This is a genomic window from Paenibacillus aceris, from assembly GCF_017874035.1.
GTDB classification, from domain to species: domain Bacteria; phylum Bacillota; class Bacilli; order Paenibacillales; family NBRC-103111; genus Paenibacillus_E; species Paenibacillus_E aceris.
On sequence record NZ_JAGGKV010000005.1, the window covers coordinates 277,300 to 301,495 of the forward strand.

26 protein-coding genes and 1 pseudogene are annotated in these 24,196 nt (G+C 40.4%); 20 read left to right on the forward strand and 7 right to left on the reverse strand.

Features of this window, described 5'->3' with window-relative positions; translation table 11 throughout:
- Positions 1-67: 67 nt before the first annotated feature.
- Positions 68-865, forward strand: coding sequence for a phosphotransferase family protein (locus J2Z65_RS12035; RefSeq protein WP_167066104.1), 798 nt, complete (start codon positions 68-70; stop codon positions 863-865).
- Between the two features lie 143 nt (positions 866-1,008).
- On the opposite strand, the gene J2Z65_RS12040 is transcribed toward J2Z65_RS12035, so the two are convergent.
- Positions 1,009-1,638, reverse strand: a complete 630-nt coding sequence (locus J2Z65_RS12040; protein ID WP_167066101.1) for a hypothetical protein — start codon at positions 1,636-1,638, stop codon at positions 1,009-1,011.
- Positions 1,639-2,057: 419 nt separating this feature from the next.
- Here J2Z65_RS12040 and J2Z65_RS12045 point away from each other — a divergent pair, with 419 nt between their 5' ends.
- Positions 2,058-2,771, forward strand: a complete 714-nt coding sequence (locus J2Z65_RS12045) for an FHA domain-containing protein (protein WP_240159989.1) — start codon at positions 2,058-2,060, stop codon at positions 2,769-2,771.
- Positions 2,772-2,789: 18 nt separating this feature from the next.
- Positions 2,790-4,082, forward strand: a complete 1,293-nt coding sequence (murA, locus tag J2Z65_RS12050; protein WP_167066098.1) for a UDP-N-acetylglucosamine 1-carboxyvinyltransferase — start codon at positions 2,790-2,792, stop codon at positions 4,080-4,082.
- Positions 4,083-4,274: 192 nt separating this feature from the next.
- Here the strand turns inward: murA and J2Z65_RS36095 are convergent.
- Together J2Z65_RS36095 and J2Z65_RS12060 are read right to left on the reverse strand one after the other, a co-directional pair.
- Positions 4,275-4,364: pseudogene (locus tag J2Z65_RS36095) on the reverse strand (helix-turn-helix domain-containing protein); the annotation flags it as partial.
- Positions 4,365-5,501: 1,137 nt separating this feature from the next.
- Positions 5,502-6,719: an IS110 family RNA-guided transposase gene (locus J2Z65_RS12060; protein WP_209855862.1), complete on the reverse strand. Its 1,218-nt coding sequence runs from the start codon at positions 6,717-6,719 to the stop codon at positions 5,502-5,504.
- A gap of 481 nt (positions 6,720-7,200) precedes the next feature.
- On the opposite strand from J2Z65_RS12060, the gene J2Z65_RS12065 reads away from it, so the two are divergent.
- From J2Z65_RS12065 to J2Z65_RS36100, 10 genes are all read left to right on the forward strand, one after another.
- A complete protein-coding gene (locus J2Z65_RS12065; RefSeq protein WP_167059024.1) occupies positions 7,201-7,656 on the forward strand; it encodes a DinB family protein in 456 nt (151 codons plus the stop codon).
- A 378-nt stretch (positions 7,657-8,034) separates the two neighbouring features.
- Positions 8,035-8,250 carry a DNA-directed RNA polymerase subunit omega gene (gene rpoZ, locus J2Z65_RS12070; protein WP_167059022.1) on the forward strand — a complete coding sequence of 72 codons (216 nt, stop codon included), beginning with the start codon at positions 8,035-8,037 and terminating at the stop codon, positions 8,248-8,250.
- A gap of 341 nt (positions 8,251-8,591) precedes the next feature.
- Positions 8,592-8,753 carry a hypothetical protein gene (locus J2Z65_RS12075; protein WP_167059019.1) on the forward strand — a complete coding sequence of 54 codons (162 nt, stop codon included), beginning with the start codon at positions 8,592-8,594 and terminating at the stop codon, positions 8,751-8,753.
- 45 nt (positions 8,754-8,798) lie between these two features.
- The gene (locus tag J2Z65_RS12080; RefSeq protein WP_167059017.1) at positions 8,799-9,209 is read left to right on the forward strand and encodes a GNAT family N-acetyltransferase; all 411 of its coding nucleotides are present in this window, start codon (positions 8,799-8,801) and stop codon (positions 9,207-9,209) included.
- Between the two features lie 114 nt (positions 9,210-9,323).
- On the forward strand, positions 9,324-9,851 hold the full coding sequence (locus J2Z65_RS12085; RefSeq protein WP_167059014.1) for a DNA topology modulation protein: 528 nt from the start codon (positions 9,324-9,326) through the stop codon (positions 9,849-9,851).
- A 74-nt stretch (positions 9,852-9,925) separates the two neighbouring features.
- Positions 9,926-10,333, forward strand: a complete 408-nt coding sequence (locus J2Z65_RS12090; protein ID WP_167059011.1) for an ABC transporter ATP-binding protein — start codon at positions 9,926-9,928, stop codon at positions 10,331-10,333.
- Positions 10,334-10,482: 149 nt separating this feature from the next.
- Entirely contained in the window at positions 10,483-11,034 is a 552-nt protein-coding gene (locus tag J2Z65_RS12095; RefSeq protein ID WP_167059008.1) for a histidine phosphatase family protein, read from the forward strand.
- Positions 11,035-11,142: 108 nt separating this feature from the next.
- Positions 11,143-11,934 (forward strand): DUF4085 family protein, encoded by a 792-nt coding sequence (locus J2Z65_RS12100; protein ID WP_167059005.1) that lies wholly within the window; start codon positions 11,143-11,145, stop codon positions 11,932-11,934.
- A gap of 236 nt (positions 11,935-12,170) precedes the next feature.
- A complete protein-coding gene (locus J2Z65_RS12105) occupies positions 12,171-12,713 on the forward strand; it encodes a hypothetical protein (protein ID WP_167059002.1) in 543 nt (180 codons plus the stop codon).
- Between the two features lie 518 nt (positions 12,714-13,231).
- Positions 13,232-13,480: a GNAT family N-acetyltransferase gene (locus J2Z65_RS36100; protein ID WP_420850817.1), complete on the forward strand. Its 249-nt coding sequence runs from the start codon at positions 13,232-13,234 to the stop codon at positions 13,478-13,480.
- Positions 13,481-13,521: 41 nt separating this feature from the next.
- Here the strand turns inward: J2Z65_RS36100 and J2Z65_RS12115 are convergent, their stop codons facing one another.
- The gene (locus J2Z65_RS12115) at positions 13,522-14,406 is read right to left on the reverse strand and encodes an AraC family transcriptional regulator (protein ID WP_167058996.1); all 885 of its coding nucleotides are present in this window, start codon (positions 14,404-14,406) and stop codon (positions 13,522-13,524) included.
- A 196-nt stretch (positions 14,407-14,602) separates the two neighbouring features.
- Between J2Z65_RS12115 and J2Z65_RS12120 the strand changes: the two genes are divergently transcribed.
- The 3 genes from J2Z65_RS12120 to lepB all read left to right on the forward strand — a co-directional run bounded on the left by J2Z65_RS12120 (position 14,603) and on the right by lepB (position 16,939).
- Positions 14,603-14,941, forward strand: coding sequence for a hypothetical protein (locus tag J2Z65_RS12120; RefSeq protein ID WP_167058994.1), 339 nt, complete (start codon positions 14,603-14,605; stop codon positions 14,939-14,941).
- Between the two features lie 40 nt (positions 14,942-14,981).
- Positions 14,982-16,154, forward strand: a complete 1,173-nt coding sequence (locus tag J2Z65_RS12125) for an MFS transporter (protein WP_167058992.1) — start codon at positions 14,982-14,984, stop codon at positions 16,152-16,154.
- 125 nt (positions 16,155-16,279) lie between these two features.
- Positions 16,280-16,939 (forward strand): signal peptidase I, encoded by a 660-nt coding sequence (gene lepB / locus J2Z65_RS12130; RefSeq protein WP_167058990.1) that lies wholly within the window; start codon positions 16,280-16,282, stop codon positions 16,937-16,939.
- Between the two features lie 114 nt (positions 16,940-17,053).
- Here lepB and J2Z65_RS12135 read toward each other — a convergent pair whose 3' ends face one another.
- The 3 genes from J2Z65_RS12135 to J2Z65_RS12145 form a co-directional block, all read right to left on the reverse strand.
- Positions 17,054-17,476 (reverse strand): DUF1259 domain-containing protein, encoded by a 423-nt coding sequence (locus J2Z65_RS12135; protein ID WP_167058988.1) that lies wholly within the window; start codon positions 17,474-17,476, stop codon positions 17,054-17,056.
- A gap of 46 nt (positions 17,477-17,522) precedes the next feature.
- Positions 17,523-17,942: a DUF1259 domain-containing protein gene (locus tag J2Z65_RS12140; RefSeq protein WP_167058986.1), complete on the reverse strand. Its 420-nt coding sequence runs from the start codon at positions 17,940-17,942 to the stop codon at positions 17,523-17,525.
- Positions 17,943-18,113: 171 nt separating this feature from the next.
- Positions 18,114-19,742, reverse strand: coding sequence for a GMC family oxidoreductase (locus J2Z65_RS12145; protein WP_167058984.1), 1,629 nt, complete (start codon positions 19,740-19,742; stop codon positions 18,114-18,116).
- A 773-nt stretch (positions 19,743-20,515) separates the two neighbouring features.
- Between J2Z65_RS12145 and J2Z65_RS12150 the strand changes: the two genes are divergently transcribed.
- The 4 genes from J2Z65_RS12150 (at position 20,516) to J2Z65_RS12165 (ending at position 23,487) form a co-directional block, all read left to right on the forward strand.
- Positions 20,516-20,746 carry a hypothetical protein gene (locus J2Z65_RS12150; protein ID WP_167058982.1) on the forward strand — a complete coding sequence of 77 codons (231 nt, stop codon included), beginning with the start codon at positions 20,516-20,518 and terminating at the stop codon, positions 20,744-20,746.
- A 438-nt stretch (positions 20,747-21,184) separates the two neighbouring features.
- Positions 21,185-21,676: a DUF2975 domain-containing protein gene (locus J2Z65_RS12155; RefSeq protein WP_167058973.1), complete on the forward strand. Its 492-nt coding sequence runs from the start codon at positions 21,185-21,187 to the stop codon at positions 21,674-21,676.
- Positions 21,677-22,088: 412 nt separating this feature from the next.
- On the forward strand, positions 22,089-22,580 hold the full coding sequence (locus J2Z65_RS12160) for a P-loop nucleotide/nucleoside kinase family protein (protein ID WP_209855865.1): 492 nt from the start codon (positions 22,089-22,091) through the stop codon (positions 22,578-22,580).
- A gap of 367 nt (positions 22,581-22,947) precedes the next feature.
- On the forward strand, positions 22,948-23,487 hold the full coding sequence (locus J2Z65_RS12165) for a GNAT family N-acetyltransferase (RefSeq protein WP_167058970.1): 540 nt from the start codon (positions 22,948-22,950) through the stop codon (positions 23,485-23,487).
- Positions 23,488-24,196: the final 709 nt, after the last annotated feature.

Here is a 24,196-nt window from a genome sequence, read left to right on the forward strand (position 1 = left end):
TCTTTTACCTCATTCGATTATAGTAATTTATAGGATTATTATTCTGTATAGGAATAGGAGGCGTCTCATGGGACTGGGAGAACGGATTGGCAGAGGCAACACTGCGGATATTTATGTACTAGGGGCGGATCAGGTTCTTAAAGTATTCCGCGACCCGAAATTGCTGGAACTGGAGCAAGGGATCAGCAACATTATTGAGGAGTTGGCGGTAGGTGCTCCGAAATTTTATGGTAACGTAGAAATTGACGGTTTTGCTGGACTTGCTTATGAGAGAATCATGGGGCCTTCTATGTTGGAGATTCTGATGGGTAAGCCGGAGCAAGCTGTAGAATACGGTCGTCAGTTGGCTCAGCTTCACGCCAAGTTGCACAGCGTCAAAGCTAGCGGTCGTTTGCAATCCATTAAAAGCCGACTGGCTGATACAATTAGCCTTATTCGTCATGTCGGCTTTGAGCCTTTTCGAGAGGCGGTTGAAAGTCGTCTGTCCGATCTTCCCGCAGGGGAACATCTTTGCCACGGCGACTTCCATCCAGGCAATGTACTCTTAAGTCAGCAAGGGCCAGTCGTAATCGACTGGATGACCGCAGTATGTGGACCAGCACAAGCCGATGCAGCCAGGACGATCCTGATACTTCGTCACGCGGTCTTGCCGGCAGAACTGCCCGAGGTAGTCAGGCAGACGTTTGCTGAGATTCGAACCGTATTGCTGCAAAGTTACGAAGACACATATCTCGAACTGACCGGTTACAACAGGGAAGAGCTGACGAAGTGGGAGCTACCGTTGATGGCAGCACGCCTAGTTGAGAGCGTTCCGGAAGAGGAACAACGTACACTTCTCGCTCTAATACAGCGGCAGCTCAGCTAAGATAACAAGGACAGATGGCCGAAGCCGGCTGCTGTTACTGTTTCATTAAAGCAACGGCGGGGTATCGTGTTATCACCTTAAAATGATAAGAATATCAGTAAAAAATAGCAATGCAGATTAATCTCTGCCTTGCTATTTTTGTGTTATTCCTGCAGTCTTTCCAACCGATCCACGCGGATCCAGCTCATTGCTTCAATACCAAGAATGCTTTTAAACTCATCTACGAGCTTATAGCGATTATGAGGATTTAAAAGGTTCCCCAACTCGAAAAGGTGACGAAGCTGCTCAAGCTGTTCGTCGCCAAGCTCGAAGAGTGAAAAGGTGCCAACATCGAGCCTCTCGAGTAACGTTTTGGCACGGTCTTCACAGCTACGCAACTGTTGCAGCTCCAGTAGCATGTTTTCTTTGAAAACATGCGAGTCGGGATTAAGGTAAAGAAGCTCAATATGATCTTGATCTGGGAATTTTTCCTGGACGTATTTCATCAATTCAATTTCTTCTTGTTCGTACGAAAAATCAAATGTTGCAATCACGCTACCTTGTTGCAAGATGCTGAATCCCCAGCCATGATCTTCAAAATTATAAAAGTAAAGTACGGGCGCTTCTTGTGTAATTCCCATGACATCATGTGGACAGTCTTCACTAACTTCTGTCCCTTCAGTAAAAAATAAACTCCACTTATCATTCAATTCATCCATAAAAATAGGATTATACTTTTGTACTGAGGGTTTAAATTTATTAAGAACCAAATTGCCTGAAGTAAATTCGCTCATGATATTCCCCTACCCTTATTTTCGATAGAAGGAAATTCGATATTCATTATGCATTTTCCTGTTGAATAGAACATGAGAAACTATCTGATCCTAAATTCCTCAATATGGTAAAATGAAGGAAAAATCATTAGAGGTGGTGGAATATGAAGCATCAACCTCCAGATTGGGAAAGTAAATATGGCTTAGAATTTCAAACCATTACTTGAAGAGTGGAAGCGAGAATATCCAAATTGAATTAGTGACTTACCCCATTAACAGGTGTTGTCGCTAAACTATCTGGAGTGATATACATTCCGGTTCTCAATGTTACTGAAAAGTGAGTGAGGCGTCAGTGTCAAGAGGTTTTAATCAGTCTCAGTTTGGGTTACGATGATAACTGGGGTTATTTCGCATAAGAAGGGGTAAGGCTGCATCATCAAATGGAGGGAAGAAAACTGGAAAACTTTGCATGCTTATACATCGTACGTGGCGAACCATATCGATCGGGCACCTGCGTGAATCTCAGCGAGGTTGAAACACTGGTCGGCCGGATATCCAATCAGTTAACTCCGGATTTGGCCTTTACGAACGCTTTTATTTCCCGGGAGCATTTCGTCATCCGCAAAGAGCAAGATAAGGCGGTGCTATATGACTTAGGGAGTCGACACGGAACTGAGATCAACGGCGTATTGCTAACGCCGCATACCCCGTATACTTTGAACAATTTTGATATCATTAAGCTCTCTAAAGGGATGACCGTCATCCACTTTTCTTATATGTTTGCCGAGCAGACCCTAGAAATCGAACCGCTCAGCATCACCAGGGATCTGGAAATTCCGGAACTGCCGCTCACGATTCATTGGGAGAGAAGAGAATGCGTCGTGGAAGGCAAGCGAATCCTAATGTCCGAAAAAGAATATTTACTGATTCGTGTACTACATGAAAATGCCAATCGGCTCGTTCCGCTTGAGGAAATTAAATCTACGGTATGGCCGGAAAGATCAACGGGAGCAGAAGGCTTCTCAGATGTGACTCTGGACGAACTGAATGCCCTGGTCTATCGGGTGCGAAAAAAATACGGAAAAGCTACCTTTCTGATTAGCGCAGTGCGCGGCAGTGGCTACATGCTCGAAACTGAATTGAAATCGTCATAACGAAAGTAGGGACACTTCTTGAAGTATATACAGGCTGAGTTTTCAGGTCCACTGAACGGAACGGTACATATACCAGGAGCGAAAAACAGCTCCCTTGCCTTACTTGCCGCCGCTTGTCTGGCGGACAATATAGTAACTTTAGAGGGCATTCCACGTATAGACGATGTCCGTATTATCGCGGATATCGGTCGGGATATCGGAATGAAGCTTAGACAGGATGGTGGACAAGTCATTATTGACCCACGGTGGATTCATAGTTCCGTGATCGATCCAGGAAAAGCATCAAGCTATCGGGCATCTTATTATTTTGCAGGCGCGTTACTGTCCAAATTCGGCAGAGTTACGATCGGATTACCTGGCGGTGACAATTTCGTTTCAAGGCCGATTGATCAACATATCAAGGTATTTAAAGCACTCGGAGCGCAGGTACATCTCTTCAAAGATTATTACGAAGTCGAGGCTGCCGAGCTAAAGGGTGCGGACATTTATTTCGACACAATTACCTCTGGTGCGACGATTAATGCGATGCTGGCGGCTGTGCTGGCAAAAGGGCGAACACAACTACACAACGCAGCTATGGATCCGGAGGTGTGCGATACGGCAAGCTTCCTTAATCAATTGGGTGCACGAATCTACGGGGCGGGAACGGAACATATTCGAATTGAAGGCGTCTCATATTTGAACGGGGGAACGCACACGGTTATTCCTGACAGGCTGATTGCCGGAGCTTTTCTGATGGCGGCTGGGCTCCTTGGGGGTCAAGTTACTGTCATGGACGTCATTCCCGAGCATCTTGGCTCATGTCTAGCTAAGATGGAGGAAATAGGGATGTATGTGGAATGTGGCGAGAGCCAAATTACCGCTTTTGGTACGAATTCGCTGAAAGCAACGCGTATTCGCACAGGCATGTATCCGAGCTTTGCCACCGATTTACAGCAACCCATGACCGCGCTTTTACTTCAAGCCAAGGGCAAGAGCATAGTTACAGACCGTGTCTATCCAAAGCGGTTCGCTCACGTTCCCCAGCTACGGCGGCTTGGCGCAGAGATAGAATTACGGCAAGAAAGTGCGTTTATAAGCGGAGGACGCCCATTGCAAGGCGGTTGGGTGCATGCTGCAGATGTGCGTGCAGGCACTTGTTTGCTGATGGCCGGTTTAGCGGCTGAGGGCAGCACGTGTATTACAGGCGTTGAGCACATCGAGCGCGGCTATGAGGACGTTATTGGCAGCTTCCGATCCATAGGGGCCAAGCTTTCGATGCGCGAGATGGATGCACAGGAGCACCTAAGCCAGATCCGTGAATCTCATTGAAGTTACAGAGAAATGTTTTATCGGAACAAAACAGCCGAGTGTATAATCGGCAAAACATAAACATCGCCCTTGAAAATGGCGGTGTTTTTTCATTTTTTTACAAAAGGTGTCGGATGATAAGAATCGTATCTCTTTCACGATGGAGGTATTCTGCAAGGATCCAAAAAGTCCGAACAAGCTCGGTCCACAGTTTTAATTATTTTGCATTCGCAAAATATCGGCAGTCGGAGGACACCCAAATAACCGTGCATACTCGCGACTGAATTGAGATGGACTTTCATAGCTTCTGACAACCCGCCGACTAACTAAACTTTGATTTCAATGTCTGGTTACCGTCGGTAATAAGGTTGACGCTCATTAATGTGTTCATAGAAAAATAAAGTTTCAGACTGAGACAAGGAGGCATATACCCAAGCCATATTAATTTCTACACAATTATGGTAGAAAAGTAAGTAAAAGCCTGGGGTTGCTTTCCCTCTGGCTTTTGGTCATCTACTTTGGTTTAACAGCATTTACACTGCTATTATTAGATAGCCTTACTGGTTCATCAAGTTTGGAAAATAAATTGATAGTATAAATCAATAACAGCACATGCAGAATCATAGATAGCTTAAATATCAAAGGGTATTTTTTACTAATCCATCTTATTATTAAGCAAAAAAGTAATGTTATGATTGCCGTTACTACCATCATTATTCTTAAATAGACTAATGCATTATTGAGACCGACATGAAATAAATCATTCCCCCACATTGAAACTCGTGTGAAAAATTGAATCCAATAAATAGGGAAAAGTATGCAATAGAATAAAGCTTTTGTTATCATCTTGAAAATTTTAATTATATCCACCCGCCATTCTAATTAAATACCCGACAAATGGTTGCTTTCTCCTTAGAGGACTAAGTCTGATGCTTCGAGTACAAGAAAATAATACCATTTACTTCCAAGCTTCTCTATCTTTATTTATTTGTAGCAACGTTGGTGCAATAATGCAGAGGTAGACTAAGACATTATCTTCATGTCCTAGAGTCTTGGGGAAATAAAGTATTAGACTTAAAAATAAGGTGTAGCCCTAGACTAGCGCTGCCGTCATTAAGCTCCCATGAAAATTAAATCCGGAGTATCAGAAAAAGGCCGCACTAAATAAGACGCAGTTCATTCATTTTTTGAAAGCGTCTGAAGGTGGGGGAGATAGAACTAGGTATTAGCTGCAATTGTTACGGAGTAACCTAAGTTCTCTAGTCTTCGAACGGCATACTTTACAATAGATTGTTGCTTCTGTTTGTCAAAGTAGTCTTCACCTAGATCTACATACATTTCTCCCATGAAAATTAAATCCGGAGTATCAGAGAAAGGCCGCACTAAATAAGACGCAGTTCATTCATTTTTTGAAAGCGTCTGAAGGTGGGGGAGATAGAACTAGGTATTAGCTGCAATTGTTACGGAGTAACCTAAGTTCTCTAGTCTTCGAACGGCATACTTTACAATAGATTGTTGCTTCTGTTTGTCAAAGTAGTCTTCACCTAGATCTACATACATTTCTTTACGTGTTAGGAGATAAAATGCAATCCGTAACATCGCATGTGCCACATTTACAGCTGCTCGCTTTTTACCTTTTCGTGCAGCCGTACGTCTATACATCGCTCCAAGGAAGTTCTTAGATGCAGCAACGGAATGGGCCGCTTCTATTAAAGCAGATTTAAGATATTTGTTTCCGTTTGTGGTTTTGGCAGATTTCTTTTTTCCTGCACTTTCATTATGTCCAGGTACCAATCCAGCCCAAGAGCATAAATGTGCCGCACTAGGAAACTGTTTCTTAATATCCGTTCCGATTTCCGCCAGGATTTGTTCTGCCATTCGAATAGCTATACCTGGGATTGAATCTAAACGTTCAACATCTTCTTGAAAAGATGCTATCCGCGCAGCAACTTCCTGATCGAGCACTTCAACTTGTTCATTTAAAAAATCAATGTGAGTTAAAATGGTTTTGATCATCAAACGCTGGTGAGGGTTTACATAGCCTTGAAGAGCTAGTTCGAGTTCGTTCTTTTTTTGTTTCAAGGTGCGCCTAGCAAAGTTCGCTAGTTTTTCGGGATCATCTTCGCCCTCTGCAATAGCACGCAACATATCGCGAGAGGAGACACCCATAATATCCGAAACGACAGAGCCAAGCTTAATATTCGCTCCCTCTAATACCTTTTGAATGCGATTGTGCTGTCTGGATCTCTCTTCAATGATGCTTCGGCGATACCTAACAAGCTCTCGAAGTTCACGTTGATTTCGATTTGGAATGAAGCTTGCTTTAAGAAGTCCATGACGGAGAAGTTTGGCGATCCATTCCGAATCCTTGACATCTGTTTTACGTCCAGGTAACGCCTTCATATGCTGGGCATTCACTACTAAAAATTCAATTCCCTCAGCTTCGAGTAGGTTAACAATTGGCTTCCAAAAAACCCCTGTGCTTTCCATTGCAACGTGAGAACATTCATGTTGTTTAATCCAGTCGATAAGTTGTAATAGATGCAGCGTTTTCGTAGAAAACGTTTGAATCTCCTTTCCTTTAGACGTTAGAATACATGCTGTAATGTTATCCTTGTGAATATCCATACCGCATGCACGTTCAATGACGACTTCCACTTAAAAAACATCCTCTCTACGGCTAATTCGGATAAGAGGCTGGTGCAACAACCAGAGTAGGATTAATCTCCCATGAGTGCTTCCAAAAAGGAGCGACAATCTGTGATGCACCGTGATCGTTGGAGTCAGACTAAAGGTTGGGCTCTAAGGCACCATAGCTTATCGACCTTCCTCTCCCAGCCATGGTACCAGTATTGACGGATTCCTCATCCCATTTTCATCATCTGTGGTGCGGCGCTTGCGCTGCATGTATGGCTAAAGGGCAGCATTCCTATAATGAAGTCCATCTTCCTCGATGTTCCTCAATATGATAATGTGTTGCTATAACAACAATAACTAAGAATAGAGGTTTCCCCTCATGTAGAGTGTTACAGCAACAAGGAATTCACCCAATAAAGGTTGTTTTAGTTCATTCAAATGAATAAACTAACGGATAACAGTAGGTTCAAGTAATCGATGAGACGAAGAGGGGGAAACCGAAATGAAGACGATCAAGTACATGATGGACCACCTGTACTGGGCGGACGGACGCATCTTGGACGCGCTCGAGGAGAGTGAGACGAAGAATAAGGACCTTCTGAAGCTGGTTCGGCACGTCGCTGTCGCGGAACGAGTCTGGCTGTCCCGATTGCAGGGCAAGGGCAGCGCGCAATATTCGTTGTGGGAGGAAGCGGAAGACCTGACGGCGATCCGGACGATGTTCGAAGAAAACGCCGAGCAATATCGCGTCTATATCGAAGGGCTCGAGGAATCCGAGTTGGACGAGATGATCGACTATGCGAACCAGAGCGGGGTTCCGTTCCAAACGTCCGTCCGGGACATCCTGTTGCAGGTCCTCTTACATGGGCAATATCACCGGGGACAGATCAACCGGGCTCTTCGGATCGAATCGGCAGAGCCTGTCCAAGTCGATTACATCACGTTCGCGAGGCTCTAACAGGGCCTAATAATCATCATTACTCGGAATGGGATTGGCATTGAAATAACGAGGAACGTTAGTTCAATGAGACTGTAGGCAATGGTTTGTGAGAAATACTTCAAAACTTATTTGTCACCCAACATTAAAGAACATTCGTCATTCGTTACTTTCAATGCTTACAGTGGATAATTAGCTGATAAAGAGGGCATAATAAAATAAAGCTATGCCCAAAAAGTAGCCCGGTATGAAAATGAAAATTTCGTGATTTATTGGTGGTACTTGCATTTTATCACTAGGCTCTTGCATATGTTGGAAGATCCCTGGCTTAGTGGCCGAAGTGTACACATTAAAACGTCGAATACCAAAAATCGCAACAATGGAACTGAGGTAAATTGAATGTTATATCCTTCAATTGATAAACTACTTGATATCGTAGATAGCAAGTATTCGCTAGTTGTAGCTTCTTCCATGAGAGCAAGATCTTTGCGTGATGGTGCTAAATCTGATTTGAAAGGCCAAAAGTCTCACAAACATGTTGGAATTGCGTTAGAAGAACTTTACGGCCACTATATCAGTTATGAAAAAATTATGACCGAGATGGACAAGAAATAAACAAGGGGTTTACCAAACAGTTAAAAGCGTCATCGGAGAATTCCGGTGGCGCTTTTTATCTTTACCAGAAATCCGAGACGGCATCAGTTTTCTTTTCAGCAGAACCAGTTCGAAAGACAATGGCTACCTTCACAACAGAAGCTTCTGCAGCAGTTGAACATCGTCATTTTCGGTACCGGAACGTTTTGTCTGTTGAAGTAACGGGCAGTTATCGCTAATTATTTTCACTCAATACCAGAATAAAACTAATTTGAAGTAATATCATCGTCGGGATAGACATACGAATACTTTTACGGGACACTCTATACAGTGGCATAGTGGCACCACCGGAGGTCAGACACTTGTATTTTGCGATGGTAGGCATTCCAAAAGTGCTGAGTCATTCGGAAGATTTCCAATATCACGATTCTTACTTCCTAGTGATACATATTGATCCATATAATGACGAAGCTGCCGGTACGATCGGCAGCTTCGCTGCGTTAACGGGCAGTTATCTTCAATAAGTTGTGTTAAAATATGGAATAGGATATATAGGTAGGGGGAAAGAGATGAGAATTGCTGTTGCAAATAATTCTGACTATGGATATATACAACAACGCGACCATCACATATTACAGGGCTTAATACTACAAAAAATTAAGGGAAATGAAATATATATTCTGCGGGACGAGGATGAAAATTATATCGGATGGATGAGGTACGGATATTTTTGGGACAACACACCATTCATGAACATGATATGGGTCGAAGAACAATATCGGGGTCAAGGGTTAGGTAAGCAAATCGTTTTTTTTTGGGAAGAAGAAATGAGACATAAGGGCTTAAAGTTGGTCATGACCTCTACTTTGGCTAATGAAGAGGCACAGCACTTCTACAGAAAGTTAGGTTATCGGGATTCAGGCTGTCTGTTACTTGAAGATGAGCCATTGGAAATCATTCTGACTAAGAAAATTACTTAACCATACCGAAGAGAGGCTGCTGACAAGATCGCAGCCTCCAATGCGTTAAATAATAAATACATTTACGGGCACTTAGTTAACTGTTTTTTTTTTTGAAAAACCACGGAGGACTTTATGAGAAAAATAATACTTATAGGTTCAGGCGGTTCGGGAAAGTCATCATTAGCTCGTGAGTTAGGCGACATTTTGGCAATTAGAGTTTATCACTTAGACGCAATATTCTGGAAACCAGGGTGGGTAAGCACGCCCAAAGAAGAACAAATAAGGGTGCAAGAGGAACTTATAAGTCTTGATAAATGGATTATAGACGGTAATTACGGAGGTACAATTGATATTAGATTGCGATCTGCGGATACGATTATTTTTTTCGACCTGTCTAAATGGTTATGTCTGTATCGTGTGTTGAAGAGAAGAATACAGTACCATAAGAAAAATAGGATTGACATGGGAGAAGGTTGTGAAGAAAGAATTGATCTCCAGTTTTTGAAGTGGGTCTGGGAATATCCTGAAAAACAGAAACCTAAGATTTTAGAGAAACTTCGTGCACTTTCTCAAGAAAAAGAAATTATCATAATAAAGTCCCCCAAAGCGGTTAAGGAGTTCTTAGAAAAAGTGAAATCATTATACGAACGGGAGAACTAGAGCTTAATCAATTTGCGGGTAAATTTAACTAATAGGTGGATGAAAGCAATTTTATGGGAAGTAGGTGTTGGTAGATGGTCTTTGAAATTGAAGCTTATGTCGGAGCAGGTTCACTTCATTTTGGTATGACAAGTGGACAGGTAAGCTCTGCATTAAATAGTATTGCTCAAAAATTTTTAAAAACAGAATCTAGTCAAATGGAAACAGATGCTTTTGAATGGTGTCATGCTTATTATAAACAAGATGGATTGCTTGAGGCTGTCGAGTTTTTTGAGCCTGCGGAAGTGAAATTTATGGGAAAAGACTTATTAGGTTTGCCGTTTGAAAATGTGAAAGATATGTTCAGTCAACTAGATGAAAAGCTAGCAATAGACGCTAATGGATTTACCTCTTATAAATTCGGAGTAGGAATTTATGTGCCATACCATGAAGCCCAAGTTGAAGGAGTAATTGTATTTGAGAAGGGTTATTACGATATATAAAGCCTTCAACTAACGGAAGAACAATAGCTCAATCACGACATGACGGTAGCCGGCACACGATTGGATGAATGTATGGATTATGAACTGCTCTAGTAACGGGAGACGTTAGCTGTAACTATTGCAATATAATATAGGAAGAAGTGGAATAAATGAGAACCTTTATTTATTTTGTCAGACATGCCGAATCACCATATTTTGAAGGTATGGAGAGGTCAAGAGGGTTGTCTGACAAAGGTAAATTAGATGTACTTAAAATCAATGAAATATTGAAAGATGAAGAATTTGATGTTTTTATATCGAGTCCGTATGAAAGAGCGATTCAAACTATTAATGGCGCAGCCGGAACTAACAAAATAATATTATATGAAGAGCTCAGAGAAAGAGAAATTGGTCAGATAGAAAATATGAGTTTTATGGAAGCCAAGCTGAAACTGTATAAAGATATTAATTTTTCATTTTCTAAGGGTGAATCAACCATTTATGCTCAAAGAAGAGCAGTGAATGTAATAGAAAACATTTTAAAAGAAAATATGGGAAAGAAAATTGTAATTGGAACGCATGGAGATATTATGACTTTAATACTGAATTACTTTGATAACCGATATGATTTTGAATTTTGGGAATCAACATCTATTCCGGACATATATAAATTAGAATTTGAAGAACAGAAATTAATCGAATTAGAGAGACTTTGGAACTAGGAGAAGGCAGGGGGTAGTTCAACCATAACAGGGAGCAGACTGCCGTGGTGCTCCTCCCTGTCTCATTGAAATCACTTTATTTCTTTAGGGAGAGGCGAGAGTAATAAAATGAAACATTTTACTAAAGAATGGTATGAACTGTGTCAAAAAACAAGTTTTCATCTAAGTTTAGAGGAAGAAAAGCACGCTGAAACATTTTCAGAAGAATATTTTCAACAACTTTATAACACAGAGTTAAATAGTTGGCTTAATTTACAAGAAGAAGTTGCTTCCATAATGAAAAATAACGAAACCGTAAATAGAAATAATAATAATGAATATGAGCCCTTTAATAGAGATAGGAAAATCGAACAATTTCATGACGGTTTCATCTATAATCAAGAGTATTTAAAAAGGAAATTACCAGAAACAATTTTAAAACAGATAGCTGATATAAGGGTTTTTACTTTAAATAAAGCAACCCGAACAGTAATAAACGCAGTAACTCAATATTGTGAGGATAATGAAAAGTCAGTAAACACAACAATTGAAGATTTTAGAAGATATATGGGGGAAGTCTCCAACACACTTGATAAAGCAATTGTTGACAAATTTAGATTTCATGATTGTACGATTACAAACTCAGTACAGGAAGATATGTCCTTAATATTACTCCTTGATAACTCAGGTGGTTTTACAAATATCGATCAAGTCACCTTTAAAAATTTTAATATAATAAAGCAAGAAGGTTCATTGGAAGATTCATGGTGGCTGTATGAGGAAGTATATAAAGTCAATGACAGATATGAGTTTCATGTTTTGCTACAAAACAACAATATGGGTTTAATTGACTTTATTATTTCAGCTGATCAAATTTCATTCAAAAGTAACAAAATATTGAACTCTAACGAGGAACTATAGTTCAATCACGACATGACGGCAGCCGGCATACACGATCGGCTGCCTTTGTCTGTTTATCTAACGGGCAGCAGTTTAGTTGAACAAGAGGATGGTATTTTTGTTAGTATTAAACAAAAGGGAGTGGATGAACGTGTATAACAAGAAGTATTTTATGTACAATGAAGAAGTTTAAAGAGTAAGATAATATTTCATCTCTATAACTTCTATGCTGAAACCTGAATGAAAGGAGAAACAAAATGTTCTTAATAAATTCAAAAACAATTGAAGTTCTAGATGCAACGTTATCTGGAGTTATGAATCACGATGGATTTATAGAATGGTACATAAATATAGATTGCGACAGTGCTGAATTTGACGGTATTAATACATCGCCAAGAATATATCTTGAAAGATATGAGTGGGGAATTAGTTGTATTGAAGAAATAACAAACAAAGAAATAAATATTGAAAAGGGCTCTAGTTTAAGTAACGATAACATGTTTCCTGGGGAAAGTTTATGTTGCCTTTATGCTTTTGAACATCAATTTCTAGATGAAAATCAAATAAGTTTTTATTTGAAAAGTGAGGACTTATATATTTCATGGAAAGCAAAGAACTCTAATAATTATCCTGAAAGATTTGAAGTTGATGTAGATACTAAGATAGATTTTTTGGGAATTAATTTAGGCGAAACTAAAGATTCAGAGACAGCTAAAAAACTCATTAGATTTGATACATCAGGTCTGGATTATTATAAAGAAGAAGGAACTCTCTACTTAATACCGGTAGAAAAAAAGTGAAGGATGTAAAAATACATTAAAGTTTCAATGGGTTAAGTTAATCATTGTTCCTCCGGAATTGAAATAATGTCGGTGACAAGAAGATTATCTCAGTAAGGGCCGCGAAAATCACGGCTTAATTTTAATACAGGTTAAGAATAGCGGCGCTTCGGAAATGATAATCAGGTGTAAATATAGGAGGTTTGCCCGGCGGTAACGACTGTGCGAAAACCACGGGAAGGTAGTTTAATATTAGTTGGGAATCTTTCATACATCCGAATGAATCAATTGTAAATAAACTATTTGAGAGTAAAGAGAATCAGGGATGTAATAGGTAGAACTCAAGTTATTAGAATAGAACAAAACTAATGAAGGTATTTTTAAATGAAGGGAACGAATACTATCCTCATATTGTTAAGCGAGGGTGGAGGCAGATATGGCTAATAAAAGCGAATTAGTCCTCGACATTGCAGGGGTCCTAGCTACTAACTTTTCGCCGTTTTTTTGGCAAGAACTATCTGATTTGTCTAAAGTGCCTTATGAAATGCTTGTTAACTTTATACAGGAAAGTTCATCCAAGTTACCGAAGATTAGGATTAGCGACTAAGCTAAAACTCAAGTTGGAGGAAGAAGCTGAAAGTCATAAAGTTAATTTAATTTATACACATACAGAAGAAACAAATAATCATGTCATCGAATTAAATAAAAAAATCGGGTATCAAGAGGTTCGACGTGGGCCAATTTGGGATGAAGTAATCCGAGTAAGCCTGATTAAGCAATTAAGCTAACATCCAGGGATTCACCATAAACACAGAGATCTCTTGTCTAATTAATTTAACTGGCTTTTACGATACTGAATGGGAGTAAAGCCCGTTATCTTTTTAAAAATCCGACAAAAGTAAGGGAAATTAGGTATTCCAACCAAAGAACCGATCTGTTCTATAGATTTTGATTCTGTTTTTAACAACCAGCAAGCTTGTCTTATTCTTCGCGCGATCACATATTCGGTGATGCTTCCCCCTGTTTCGGCTCGAAATAATCGAGAGACATGATTCTTGGAAAGATGGAGTTCCTTTGCTAATTCAATCAAGTCAAAAGGTTCCGTATAATGCTCTTCGACCCAATTCATTATTTTTTCAGCATGGCTATCCGGGCGTGCGACCCCTCCAAATCCTCCAATATGTAGTGAGGTAAGATAGTCTAAAATGTTGAGAATCAACATGGACGCAGTCTCGTGATCCTCATCCTTTTCTTTCCACCCCGAAACCAAGTCATAGAATCGTTCAAGAACGCCTAACATATAAGTCGAGTCGCGCTCCTCACGGAACACCTGATTGGACATTTGTTCCTTCCATATCTGCTCAAAAAAACGAGACAGCACAGAAAAGTTTTTTAGATGAGGTGCAACGATGGAGGGCTCAAAGGTTAAAACCGTTCGTACATATGGATTTTGAGGATTGGCATCAAATTGAATACGGTGAAGCTGGAAAGGTTGTAAAATGACGACACATCCAGCCTCTAATTTGTAAATCTTGCGGTTGAGGGTCAGGGTTCCTTTTCCTTGATGGATAAATAAGACCTCGATCCCTTTATGATAATGGTAAGTAATAGGGGGACACTCTAAGGACACAGCCCTATATTTAAGTCGTATCGCCCGGTTGTTTAGAACATGAAATACTTGTGCACGTTCATCTATTTGATTCGTGTGTTTCAACGATGCTCACCATCCAACCATCTTTTCAAAATTATCAATTGAGTGATATTTTGTGACTTAAGAATATAACTTTTTTGACCAAAAAATAAGCTATGATAATAATGTCGATATGATCTAATTATACGATGTAGTAATTATTGGTGACAATGCTGCTAGCAGAGAATAAGAATCACAGACCTTCGGAGGTGGGCGTAGAATGACTTTCGTTTTAGCGACTCTAAAAGAGGACGAATACACCGAATTATTGGATGGCATCAAAGATATTCTGAAAGAATGCTATCAGATAACAGAAGACGAGGCGAAGTTAGTTATTCATGAAGGTAGTGAAAAAGCGCAAGAGTATTTAAATGACTATTTCCCCTACATAGACTCGATTCGAGAAATGGTTGACGGAATTAATGACACACTAGACAAGCATATGAATCTAGTGTTTCAGGAGGAAGAATTACCGAATAAAATGATTTATGAAGCAGCTGCGTGGCACGCGTTTGAATATGTAAGATGTTACTATAAAAGAGCGGCAAATTTCGTGTAACGGCATTTCCGACTAAAACATGAGGAAGGCGAAAAATCCGATGGCCAGAAAATCAACTTACGTGTACATGTCCGTGTATTACTCGCTGGTATTTATGGCGCTAGGCGCCTTTAGTAACTATATTCCGCTCTATTACAACGACATCCGTCTTGATCATTTCCAGATTGGTCTGCTCTCGACCGCGGGAGCGATTACCGCGATGATCGCTCAGCCACGCTGGGGATTGGCTGCCGACAGAGCGGCATCGAAAAACCATCTGCTCCTTCTGGCCTTGCTGCTGACCTCTATCCTCGTCTGGACGCTGCCGGCGGTAGGCAATCAATTCTGGTTGCTATTTGTGTGCACAGTTGTGTTCGGCGCCGTCCAATGCGTAATCAACCCGCTCGGAGACACGATTACGCTGGAGATTTCCCGCAAGTCGGGATTTAACTTTTCACGCATCCGCACAGCAGGATCCGTCGGTTATGCCTTGATGGCGGTTATTGCCGGTTGGCTGCTGGACCGTAACCTGCATTATATGTTCCCCTTGTTCTCTGGACTCGTGTTCGTCGCCTTCCTGCTAGCTTGGGGCATCCCTAAAGTGGAAGGCCATCAGCGCAAGGCGAAGGTGGAACTGAAACAGCTATTCACCAGTAGAAAGCTTGTACTGATCTACTTGTACACGTTGGTGGTAAACTGTACGATGGGCTTTTTTACGACGTTCCAAGCCGTATACAGTAAGGAGCAGGGATTGAGTACGGCGTTGATCGGCCTTGGGGTAAGTATAGGTTCAGTCAGCCAGTTCCCGTTCATGCTGTTTTTTCAACCACTTTACCGAAGGTTCGGGATCTTTAAGATTTTGCTCTGCTCCGGGATTATCCTTGCCGTACGGTGGTTGCTGTTCAGCGGCTCCCTAAGCCCGGCCGTCTATTTGGCGACGTGGGTATTGCACGGTGGGACGTTCATGTTGTTTTACTTATGTCTCGCCGAGTACGTGAACACACATGTGCCCATAGAGCTGAAGGCAAGCGGCCAAATGATGAATTCATTGACGATGAACGCCATCAGTCGTACAATGGGTTCACTGTTAGGCGGACTGTACGCCGGCTGGTTCGGCATCCGTTCAGGGTTTGCAGTTAGCTCCTTCATCTGCATGGCTGCAGTGGCGTTGTTTTGGTATTATTATAGGCCGAACGATGAGGAACAAATGGAAATGGAAGGGTCCGCCCAATAGGTGCGGTTGCCTACCGGCAGATTAATGCCACACGTTATCATTTGCGGAAGTTCAGGAAATTGTTGGAATTTATTAGTGAATTCTCCATTTAAATGAGTAATATCAAATTAGGGGGGATTCCTGTGATGAAATCATTTTTGATTATTTTCTTTTTTCTATTCATTCTAGGCTGCGAAGAGCAAAGTATTACTGACGTAATCACTCAAGAGTCGCCTAAGACAGTAGTAATGAAACAGGACCTTATCACTGTTGAAAATCAAAATGATGGAATGGCGCGTCGCAACTTAGAATATATCTCCAAAGACAAAGGGAAGATAGCTGTCGACCCGAATTATTTTAATATAAATGATATTAATCGCGGCGATGTAATTTACTATAAAACACCTACAATTGATAAGAACAAATATCCAAGGCTAAACCCGCCCGAGTATAATATTGCAAGGGTTATAGCTCTTCCAGGCGAAAATATTGAAATAAAAAAAGGTCAAGTTTATATTAACAATAAAAAGTTAGATACCTTCTATGGTAAAGCTCTCAGTTGGGGACTCGAAGAAGAAGAGTACTTTAAAACGGTCAATAAGCCAGGTTCAGCTCAATGTGATGAATCATGCCAGAAAACAATGAAAGAATACTTTAACATGGAGATGGCTAATGTTAAAGTGCCTGAGGGACATGTCTTTGTTATGGGTGATACGTGGTGGAGAAGTATTGACAGTCAAATCTTTGGTACTTTGCCTGTCTCCACTATTAAGGGAAGGGTATTGGGATATGCTGGTACTTTATGACGAGAATACCCCAATTGATCTTCGATGAATTGCTTTTACAGGAGAACGATAGCAAATTAACAAACAGGGAGCAGCTTGCAGCAGCAGCTCCCTGTTCCTTTCAAGCAGATTACACTAACCCAAAAAAGCGATAGAACGTTTTACTTTTTTTGCAAATTCAATAGGATTATCAATCGACTCCCAGTGAATATACATAAGACGCGGGTTCTCGAACAGCCAGTGATTATGGACTGCTGTTACTTTAATCCCGTTATTGCGAAGATTTGAGAGCAAGCGATTTACTTGGTTTTGGAAAAGAGCCGTTTCCCCCAAACAGAGTGCGCGCCCCGACTTGTCCAATGATTCAAACGAAAACAGTTGATAACGGACTAAAGGAGATGTTGTGCGTCTTCCTAAAATAGCTGCGTTTACTCTCCTATTTCTAGTAACAAAACAAACCGGACCTTTTGTAATTTCATGCTCGGTTGCACCTAAAATGGTTGAAAATTGATTACATAGTCGTCTAAAGGCAGGACTTACATTTACTTGCTCCGCCATATGAAATCATCCTTTCATAATAAGATACGAACAAACTCAACGGCAATTAACCCAAGAATGCAATGGACTCTTTGGTTCTTTTCGCAAATACGACAGGATTCATGATAGCTTCCCAGTGCATATACATTAATCGAGGATTTTCTTTTAGCCAGTGATTATGAATCGCAGTCACTTTTATCCCGCGTTTACGGAGGTTCGTTATTAAACGATTAACCTGATCTTGATGAACGGCAGTCTCACCCAAGCATAGCGCACGACCCGAACTATCTAGCGATTCAAATGAGAACATTTGCATTTGAACCAGAGGGGAGCGCGTTCTTCTTCCTAAGATCGTTTCTTTTAAATTCGTCATTCGCGTCACAAAACAAACCGGACCTGCATCAATTTCCGATTCGCCTCCTAAAATTTTGCCAAATTGCATACAAAGTCTTCTAAATTGCGGACTTACTTTCACTTGTTGTGCCATATAAATCCTCCTTTAATCGTGTTCTCCATAACGTATGATCAAAGTAGAAGAGAGAATTGGACCAATCACTATTGTTTCAAAAATGTACGAATTCCATAGACCAGAAAAAACACTAAAAAAGCACTCTGAACGTAGAGTGCCTTTATGAAAACTGAACGTAAGAGATTTCAGTTACTCTTCGCTATTTTCGAATCTCTCTCGAATCTTCCTCCGTTGTTTCCTTTTATCTAACCATATGACTTGTTTAGCGATCGTATATCCGATTAGATATGCTGCCGCCGAAGTATTTCCATCCACAGTAAATGGGATGATTGAAGCGTCTGCAACAATTAAATCTTTTACCCCGTGAACGTTTCCACGCCGATCAACGACCCCTCCATTTTTTAAAGGAGCCATACGAAGCGAGCTTTGTTGGTGATGATTGTGGTCAAAATTTTCTTTAATAAATTGCTCAAGTTCGGTATCATCTTCTATCGTTTCAGGAGTTGGTGAAATGAGGCGGTATGTTGGATCAATGGAGACTAGCTCAGCAGCTATATTCTTTACATAGATCTTATAAATGTTTTTTACGGCTTCCAAATCACTCGGATTATCGAGAAATCCTTCATCTGCGAGCACAATTTTAAGTGGGTCTTTGTTTTGGATTTTAATGGAACCGCGACTCTTCGGACGCAGGTAAATCAAACCTAACGTTAACGTATCACCCTCAGAACCAATACCCAAAATTTGAACCGCTCGACGCTTTCCATCTATTTTTAAAGGGTCAGGCAGGAAAGCCCCGCCAGTATAAAGGGCATTTGGATCATTTGAAGGTAAAGGTCTGTCGCTAGGATTTGATTGAAATACTGCAAAGTTAAGTGTGTGGTTTCTTAAGCTTTTCCCCACGTTTGGATTATGAAAGATGCAGCGAATACCAGCTTCTTTAAGTATTTTTGCAGATCCTATACCGGATAGCATTAAGAGTTGAGCGCTGTTAATACCTGCTGTAATAATGACCTTTTTCCTTGCGTGTGCGATTATGCGCTTACCATTTTTTAGAAATTCCACTCCGCGGGCGCGCTTATTAGAAAAAATCACCCGTAAAGCGGTCGAATCAGAAAATAATCTTAATTTACGACCATTTACTCCCCGACCATTCAACGCTAAGACATCCGAAGACAAAAATGCAGTGGAGGAACTTTCCCTTCTGCCATTCGGTTTTTGATATAATTGCCATCGAGTAAAGGGGCCAATTGTGGTTTTCGGATTATTATAATCGAGAATTTCAGGGAAGCCGGTAGCTCGCTCGATTGCATTAACTAATTTTTTTGCCATGGATGTCGGATTTAGAGGAGCCTGACGAATGTCAATGCGCCCACGATACCCGCGTGCAGAGGCATTATTTGTATTCCCATTATATTTTTCAAGTCTTTTGAATCGCAGAACCGCTCGATTAGGAGACCAGAGAGGCCCGAGCAGCCTTTCCCATTCTTTCAATACCTTGCCTGTTGGGCGCACGTACTGTTCTCCGTTAATTGATGAACCGCCGCCCAAGAGACGTCCTGTTGTCCATTCAAACATTCGATCGTCCAGCCCCGCTTGCGGGACACCTTCTCCTTGCCAGAAATACTGAGGGAAGAACTGTTCTTCCAGCTCAGAAGCCATCGTCGAGTCGCTAATCGGTTTGTCTTTATCGTTGTTTCCGCCCGCTTCTAAAACAAGGACGGATGTTCTTTTATCGTCGGATAGGGTTTTCGCGATTACTGCTCCTGCGGGTCCTGTACCCACAATAATGTAATCAAAAATTAATTTTCTTTCCATCAAAACTCTCCTTTAATAACGGGCTAATGTAGGATATTAAGTTTAGTTGTCTCATGTGTCGAAAAAATAACTTGCCCTGTACACCCAGAGGGAAGATCGACTTGGAAAAATAAAATGCATCAAGTTGGTTAAGGGTTTTGTTATTCGAAAATTATCAATGTAGCCAAGTCATTAATGAAAGTTTACGTTACAGTACCTGAGTCTAGGCAAATGCCGTGTGCAACCAAGGTGTTTCCCCATAGACTGCTGTTGTAAGTCGATAAAAAACATAATGTGCTGGGAAAATGCGATTAGCTTTTTGGTAATAAAGGAGACGATTCAACTAGTAAAAAAGGAGAGGGATAAATGTCTAGAGAGTTCCATTTAACTACAACTCGAAGAGTGCCTTTGAAAACACAAAAAAGGATAAGAAATATTTCCCCTGGTCTGATTGGTAGAGTTGTTGTTGTTCGAACACTATTTAATACATTTACTGGCTGTTTATTAAGTGTTGGGCCAAACACAATTCGATTACGGATTTTTAGCGGGATAGACCGAATATTTATAACGATTCGTATTCCAATTGGTATCATAATTGATATTTTCCGTTTTCCATGCCCATGACAAGGTAGATTTGAGTTAATGAAAAGGAAATTCGGTAGAGGTGTGGCAGGGGTTTCGGCGTAAGCGATCACTTCCATATCAGAGTTCTATTAAGGCGAGTAGTTGTAAAAACTCGTCTTTTTTGCAAGCTTAAATGCCGCATTAGGTTTTCTACAGGGAGGTTCTGACCGATGAAAAAGGATCAAAGACCTGTAACGAATCGTTATATAACAATTGCCATTTTACGTCGAGCCGCTGCACGAATGATCCCCTTGTATACTCGAATTGCGCATAATCGAAAATATGCGGAAGCCTGGACCGCAGCCTTACGAGAAGGCAACATATCCCAACGCCTGTTAGATAAAATTGGCATAAGCCTTAACGATAAGGACATTTTCTCCTTTGGTGGTGCAGGAAATTGAACTCGGAAGCATTTCGCGCCGTTCAAATTACGAAGACAGGCTTCCAAATCGTTTTTCAATTTGGTGCAAGTCCAATTTTCTATTATAACGAGTTTTATCGCGGGGTAGATTTTTAGGGATAAAGCCATTCAATATAGGTGCTTTCTCGAAGAGCTACATCAAAATGATTAACTGAATGGTTAGTGAAGGAGAATAGACTAAACAAATGGGAAACGAGAGTTAAGTAATTGTTACATGATTGAAATTTTATTTCGTTGTAAATTTAATATTTTAAAGTAAGAGCATTTCTTTGTAATGAGAAATGCTTTTTATTTTTGTCAAAATCAAAAGGATATTTCAAAAACAATAATAATATAATAAATAACAGTATAAATTTATTGTAAAACGATATATTGTATGTTAAAATCATGTTGTCATTAAATAAGTGAGGTGTTTTAAATGAATGTTAAACGAGGCTCAACCACGTTCTTAAAGGTAATTATTTTTCTGGCTGGAATTGCAGTGCTTGCTTTGTGTATCTGGTTGCCTGTGATAGCCGTTAGAGATGCAAGGGTACATCCAGATACGGCTTACTTCCTGATCCCCTTTTTAATATGTGCATACGGATTTTGTATTGCGTTTTCTGTTGCGTTGTATCAAGCATATAAACTCTTAACCTACATCGAAAAGAACAATGCTTTCTCTGAATTATCCCTTAAATCTTTGACGATTATAAAGAAATGTGCTTTTACAGTCATCTTTCTCATTTTGTTAGGAATAGTAAGCTTAAGGGTGCTTGCTCAAGTTACAGATAGTGATGATGCGGCGGGTCCTACGTCATTATGTCTAATGGGCATTTTAGCAACAAGTATCATCGCAGCCATTGTGGACGCACTTCAAAAGCCATTAATAAATGCCCCAGATATAAAGTCAAAAAACAAAGTGGATTGATTTCGAATTACACAAACAGGAACGATAGTTCAATCGCGACATGACGGCAGCCGGAGCAGGAACGGCTGCCGTTGTCCATTGTAACGGGCAGGTTAGTTGCAATATGTGGTAAAATGAGGTATCAAGTTCAGTTTTTGGGGGATCAGGGGATGCCATCTTATGAGTTTGAGTTGAAACCGAAAGAACTTCTTCGATTGCTGTTCTTTAAAAAGATCTGTCCTGACTGCAAGAATAAGTTGGTGAAAAATAACGAAAAGACCTTTCTCAAAAGAGGTTGGTACAACATGAACGGAACTTATAGTTATGGAAACCAATATTTCTTCGTTTAGTTTCGGTACACGTCACTCAAGTAACGAGTAGTTTAATTCAAAAAAATTTTGTATATATGTTTAAAAAAAGGAGATGGAATCTCTTGGCGTCCCTTCATCTAATGGTTGGTCTCCCTTGTAGCGGTAAGACTACTTTGGCTCGTCAACTCGAAACGAAATACTCTGCACTTCGCCTTACTCCCGATGAATGGCATATCCGTCTATTTGGGCAAGATTTCGGGGATAACATGACGGAATCTGACGAAACAAAGCATGACTCTAGACATGATTCTGTGGAATCCCTAATGTGGGAAGTGGCATCTAGAGTATTAATTCTTGGTGTTGATGTTATTCTGGATTTTGGGTGTTGGGTTCGAAGTCAACGAGACGAGTTTCGTACTCGAGCTAATAACCTTGGGGCTGACTTTAAAATTCATTTTGTTGATGTGCCTGAAGAAGTGTTGTTTGAACGTCTAGAAGCTAGAAATGTGATGAACCCAGAGGGAACTTTTTTCATACCCAAAGCTAAACTTAAAGAATGGATACAAATTTTCGAGCCACCTTCACCAGAGGAACTTGAAACTTCCGCCGGTTAAACTAACGGAAGAACTATAGTACAATAACAAACAGGGAGCAGCTTGCCGCAGCAGCTCCCTGTTTGCATTCAAGTAACGGGCAGGTTAGTTGAATTTGTACTTTACTACTCCCATTAGTGTCCCAAGGTAACCCTTGAGATACCATCCATTGATTTCCTCGTTAGAACGGCGCATACCCATGCCATACTGTACAAATAAATCATATAACAAACGAGCGACTCTTTTTTGAGTTCACTAGAGTGATATGGAATACAATTTCTTCGATAAATTTTACACAAAGAAAATGTAGAATTAATATAATCCACAAAGTCCTTTTATATACTTAAATTGTTAGATATAGAGCTAAAAGGACTAGGTGGTAGATATAATGTTAAAAAAACGTGATTTGCACGAGTGCCATTCACTGTATGACTTAATGATGGATCCTGCAGTTTTTCCTTACGTTCGTTATAAATGCCAATTTTATGAAGAATATTTATTCATAACCAAACAGTTGATCGTTGAAGAAGAACGGGAAACATGTATTTCTAGAACAATTCTTGACGAGATGGGACATCCCATTGGTACCATTGATCTATATGATATTGTTAATAAAACAGGCTTCTTGGCCACATGGATTGGAACTCCTTATTTTGGAAAAGGATATAACCAACGAGCGAAAGAGTCCTTTTTTGCTGAACTATTTCTTGAACATAATATCGAAACGGTATTTTTGAAGATACGAAAACAAAATATTCGATCGAAGAAGGCAGTAGAAAAACTACCGTATGCCAAATTAGCAAATGATACAAACCATCAAATATATAAATCGATAAATAAAACGCAACAGATCTATGATTTGTATCAAGTGGATCGGTTAGGATTTTTAGAAAGTAGTAGAGTTATGCAACATGAGGTTGCTACGTAACAAACTATGCAAAAACTGTTGCTGATAAACGTCAAACTAAAACGTAAAATTTACTACGACCTTCAGAAAGCCCCAGCTGGTTGACTTTGTAATGAAGGTTTTGAATCAGTTTCTCTCAATTTTAGTCCTCATTTTTAGGGTTATGGTCTATTTATTTAAATCCAAAAGAACGGCCTACTGGAACTGCTTGCCTGTTTTACATGTTCCAATTCTTCAGCAAGGATTTGAAGTCCTTTTTCAATATCCTGTTCATCCGTGCGCATAATACTCATGCGTAACAGGTTCATTTTCGGGAAAGAGGAAAGGAAATGGTATCGCGGTCTTGCTCAGGGAGGAATAGCAGTCGTCGGGCAGTTGCAACTCCTTCAACCATTCTTTGGTCTGTTACTCTCGGCTCTTGTTTTGCATGAATCCATTGGATGGACAATCTTTATTGTCAACATTGGCGTTGTTTTGTGTGTGACGTTCGCAAAACGTTTTGCATCCAATTAGTGCTGGAGGTTGTAATATTCTCATATTTATCAAATAAAGCTCTAACGGGGAACGATATATAGAACAATAAACAGGGAGCCGTTTGCCGCGTCAGCTGCTCCCTGTTTTCGTTCAAGTAACGGGCAAATTTGTTTAATTGTGCAATCATGAACACTTCATTGCGTATGTATAAATAATACAAGATGGGCTTGCGGCCGCGACCATCTTTTTCGTTGTT